The organism is Methanoculleus sp. UBA413 (assembly GCF_002502935.1).
Lineage (GTDB): Archaea > Halobacteriota > Methanomicrobia > Methanomicrobiales > Methanoculleaceae > Methanoculleus > Methanoculleus bourgensis.
In genome coordinates this window covers 3,786-8,042 of record NZ_DAQR01000137.1, presented here as the reverse complement: position 1 = coordinate 8,042, position 4,257 = coordinate 3,786, and the positions used below count along the sequence as shown (strand labels likewise).

Annotated in this window: 4 protein-coding genes; all 4 read right to left on the bottom strand. The window is 57.9% G+C overall.

Annotation, left to right across the window (positions count from 1 at the left end; translation table 11 throughout):
• Nucleotides 1-266: 266 nt before the first annotated feature.
• On the bottom strand, nt 267-1,391 hold the full coding sequence (locus BP858_RS11890) for a DUF373 family protein (RefSeq protein ID WP_062265420.1): 1,125 nt from the start codon (nt 1,389-1,391) through the stop codon (nt 267-269).
• A gap of 58 nt (nt 1,392-1,449) precedes the next feature.
• The gene (locus BP858_RS11885) at nt 1,450-2,310 is read right to left on the bottom strand and encodes a coiled-coil protein (RefSeq protein ID WP_214166741.1); all 861 of its coding nucleotides are present in this window, start codon (nt 2,308-2,310) and stop codon (nt 1,450-1,452) included.
• Between the two features lie 279 nt (nt 2,311-2,589).
• The gene (locus tag BP858_RS11880) at nt 2,590-2,985 is read right to left on the bottom strand and encodes a helix-turn-helix domain-containing protein (protein WP_286879556.1); all 396 of its coding nucleotides are present in this window, start codon (nt 2,983-2,985) and stop codon (nt 2,590-2,592) included.
• Nucleotides 2,986-3,459: 474 nt separating this feature from the next.
• On the bottom strand, nt 3,460-4,257 hold a 798-nt coding region (gene ftsZ, locus BP858_RS11875; RefSeq protein ID WP_286879555.1), incomplete at its 5' end, for a cell division protein FtsZ.

Below are 4,257 nucleotides of genomic sequence, written 5' to 3'. Positions count from 1 at the left end.
TTCGCGTTCTTCGCGTCTTCGCGTGAGGTGGCGATCGCTCGCCCCGCATCAGGACCCGCAACATAAGGTGAAACGGTCCACTAGTGCAACGATTCTCAATTACCGGCTCTCTCAACGGAGGAGAGTATTGACCCTTTTTTACACCCTGTCCGGGAAAAACCAGATCTGGGTCTACTCTTGCACCCGGCACCCCAGTTTTTTGCCAGTTCAGCCTTTCGCCACGGTGTACAGTACTTCCTGGAGGGCCGGGACCAACCGCTCCCGCCTCACGCCCCTCTCTTCACCGGCACCGGTTCGCGCTCATCTCCCCACCTGCCCAGGAGCGACTGGAGGTAGACACCGAAGAAGGCGCAGAAGAGACCTCCGATCGTGGTGAAGATGATATACTTCACGCCGGCATCATCCGCGATGGGAAACCTTGGGATCTCGCTGATCGAGAGGATGTAGATGCTTGCTCCATAAGCGATGACCCCTATCGCCAGCACGAAGAACGGCAGGGCAACAACTCTCCTGATCGCCTCCCGCTCGTTGAGGAAGACATCGATGATCTTTCCCACCGATGCAACGAGGCCAGCGGCGGTAAACCAGGCGATGGCGCCGTAGATGAACGCCAGGATCTGGAAGAAGATGCCGGAAGCCGTATAATAATCAAGGAGGCTTATGAGCCCGAGGATGATCCCGACGATACCAAGCAGTATTGCGGTGATATACGAGACAAAGGTGAACCTGCCGCCATGTAGCGACGCCTTCAGTGACGAGACAAAATACCCGAAGATCTCGTCGATCCCCATGCCCTTGAAGAGCAGGTAGGTGCCGATGACGCCGACGACGACGATGGTTGCACCCTCCGGGTATCCCAGCAGGTAACCGGCTGCATAGAGGAGCATGGCAAGACCGAGCGGTACAAGCACCAGTTTTGAGACCTTCGGGTCATCGAGGAGCCGTTTGAGGATGTAGTAAGTCCCCTCAAGGTTCGGCATCTGGTTGACCACAACCCTCCGCACGCTGCTGACCGGCACCCTCGACTGGATGATCGGAAGAACGTACTCATCCTCGGCACCGTCCGTCACCAGGATGCAGGTATTCGAACCTGTCTCCATGAGAATCGCATCGAGGCTGGACGCTATCCGCCGGTCTCCCTCGAGCAGGTTCATGTGGTTGCCGCAGATGACGGCGACGGCAACTTCTTCACCCCGTTCGGCAAGCTCGTCATAGAGTTTGACCGTCTCGAAGATCGCGTTAACATCAGAGTCTTCAGGGTCGATCAGGCCGAGGGAGGTTGCCGCATGGAGGCATGCCTCTCTACCTACGATGGGGCCATCAATCCGGGCCTTGAACCCGAGATCATCATCGCGATCGACACAGAGGACGAGCGTCCGCTCTTTTACCATTCAATAGAACATCTCTTCGAACCTATTAAATTATTTGCAGCGAAGGTGGAAAAAAGTATTAGATGAGTTTAGCACGCTGAAGCAGGAGCAGGTCGTCGGTGGTAAGTTTCTCTCCGCCCCGGAACTGCTCGAAGATCCGCTCCGCCTCTTTCCGGACGGCCTTCTGCTCCTTGGTGACCCTGGTCTTCCGGGTCTTCTTGCGCAGGCCCGAGATCACCTTATCGTAATCACGGAGTTCCTTCTGGCAGGCGATGAACTGTTTGTGCTCCTCATCTGCCGCTTCCTGAGCTTCAACAAACCGCTGGTGGGCCGCGTCCGCTTCCTCACGGGATTTGTCGGCCTTCCGGTACGACTCCACCATCAGGTCGTGGTGCTGCTGGGCAACCTCAGCCTTCTCGGTGACCCCTTTGTGGATCTCGGAGGCCTGCCTGCGGTATTCCCGGGCTTCGGCGAGCTTCGTCCGCATCTCCTTGTTCTGTTCGAGCTCTGCCTCCTGGTCCTTGACCGACGCCTTCAGGTGCTTGATCTTCTCGATCAGTTCGCGCTCCTTATCGGTGCTGTAGACCTCGGTCTGCTGCTTGAACTCAAGGTGTTCAATCTGCTTCTGCAGTTCCTTGATGCCCCGGTTCCTGAGGTTGCCGTGCTCCCTCTTGAAGGCCTCGATATCTTCAAAGAGCACGTTCGCCTTCTCGTTGTACTCGTTCCTCTGGTCTTTCAGCGCCTGGACTTCTTCGTTGATCTGATCCCGCTGCTCTTTATGCTGCTGCGCCTCCTCGACAAATTCGCGGGTCTGTGCATTCAGCGCGTTGCGTTCACGGGCATTCTTGCTGGCGAGCGCGTTTAACTCGTTGCGCCTGTCTTTGTGCTGTTCAGACTCCGCAAGGACTTTTTTTCTCTTCTCAATCAAATCATTCAGCATTCTCTACCAATCCTCGACATTCGGTACCTGTCTCATATCCCCCGCCAGCGAGACTGCTCCCATGCGCCTGCAGGGATACCTGGGGCTTACGCAGCGGCTACACCACAAGAAAAGACACTTGCCGGACTCGCGAACGAGGCCGTTATTCATCAGTCTGCTCATGTGTTCAACCCCGGTACTATGGCAACCGCAGACCCGCAGGTTCTGCGCCCTGCACAATACACCCCGTGCTGGAGGGATTATACAAGAACGTCTATAATTTTAATGTCATCTATACTATTAAGTATTTCGTGAACTACCCCCCACTTGCGCGAGCGGGCTTCCTGTTTCATCCCCTCCCCACCGGGAGCGAGTCCACAGGCTCGACGGCGCTGATCCATCGCCTGCAAGTGTGAATTGTTTGATGTTGGTCGCGGCGTTCAGGTCCCGGTCGTGGGTCGTCCCGCAGTCCGGGCACGTCCATTCCCGGTCCTTCAGCCACGGCAACTCCTCTTTGAGCGCCGGAAGCTGGTTCATGAGGTCGTACTTGGAGAGACTGATGCCCTCGTCGTGGTATGCCGTGTTCTTGCGGTTGAGAGCCCAGTTGTACACAAACTGGCAGCACCCAGGGTGCTGGGCGATCGGGGTCCTCTGATCCTCGGTCGGATACAGCCGGTACCGGTACCTCCGCAGCATACGATAGAATCATGTTGACCCTCCGCCGGCATAAAGAAGGGCCGTGCGGCATGAACGTGAAGAAGGGGCGCCGTTCCCACCTCCCCCCTTGCGGAGGGAGCCCTCCCGCTCAATGCCGCCGACGAGCCCCGCAGAGGTAGATCTCTTTTCAGGGCCCCGGCGGGGGCAGAGGCGTAGGAGGATGGAGTGCTCATGAGGCATAGTCTCACGCCTCACAGATGAAGACAGGCTCGCCGATGGAGTGGTGGATTGGAGTGTCCAATCGTGCCGGGGGATCGGGGGGTTAGCCGCTCTCACCTTGAGGGCCGGGTCAGGGGCACGACGGAACAGAGCAGGGATCACCAATTCTCAAAACCGGGACGTTTCCATGCGTGCAATCTCTCGCTACGCCTCGAGAAGGTTTCGAAGAACCGGAGGGCAGACTGCCGGAAGGGGATCTGGAAGAAAGTATGGGAAGAGGGGGGATTGGGGGATTCAGAGGAAGTCAATGAGATGCCCACTCGGGGCGTCCCTCGCCATGCTGCGCCTGCCGGAGGATACGCTGGACCGTTGTGTCGCCGGTTCATAGGCACGCTGGCTTCCCAGGATCTGTGCACTTTTAACGCCGGTCATGACCGCCATGACGCGAACTCTGCCTTCGTAATCGCTGTTCACCCGCGCTCCCCAGATGACGTCTGCGTGGGGATCGAGTTCGTAGGTCAGAGAGCTTGCGATCTCCTCGGCATCCTGGAGGGTCAGGTCGTTCCCGCCCGTGATGTGAATAAGGCTCCCGGTTGCTCCACGGTAGTCGATGTCCAGCAGGGGATGGTTCAGGCACTCATGGACGACGCTCTCTGCCTTGTTCTGCTGCTTGCTCTCCCCGACGAGCATCACGGCAACGCCGCCCTTGCTCATGATGGCCCGTACGTCTGCGTAGTCGATATTGATGAGTGATGGTTCTGTGATCGTCTCGCTGATGCCCTTGACAGTCTCTGCGATGAGCTGGTCCATGACCGAGAACGCCTGGCCGAGCGGCAGGTTCGGCACATATTTGATGAGCCGGTTGTTGTCGAGCACGATGACCGAGTCGGCGGCGGCCGAGAGCGCTTCAAGCCCCTCTTCCGCACGAAGAAGCCGCGCTTTCTCGACCTGGAAGGGATAACTGACCATACCGACGACGATTGCCCCCTGCTCCTTGGCAATCTGTGCGACAACCGGGGCCGTTCCTGTACCGGTACCTCCACCCATACCGGCGGTGATGAAGACGAGGTCTGCATCGCAGAGCAGCCCCTC

Bases quoted from the DNA above. Each gene is read 5' to 3' on its own strand.
- BP858_RS11885 (WP_214166741.1), bottom strand. From the start codon at position 2,310: ATGCTGAATGATTTGATTGAGAAGAGAAAAAAAGTCCTTGCGGAGTCT.
- BP858_RS11890 (WP_062265420.1), bottom strand. From the start codon at position 1,391: ATGGTAAAAGAGCGGACGCTCGTCCTCTGTGTCGATCGCGATGATGAT.
- BP858_RS11880 (WP_286879556.1), bottom strand. From the start codon at position 2,985: ATGCTGCGGAGGTACCGGTACCGGCTGTATCCGACCGAGGATCAGAGG.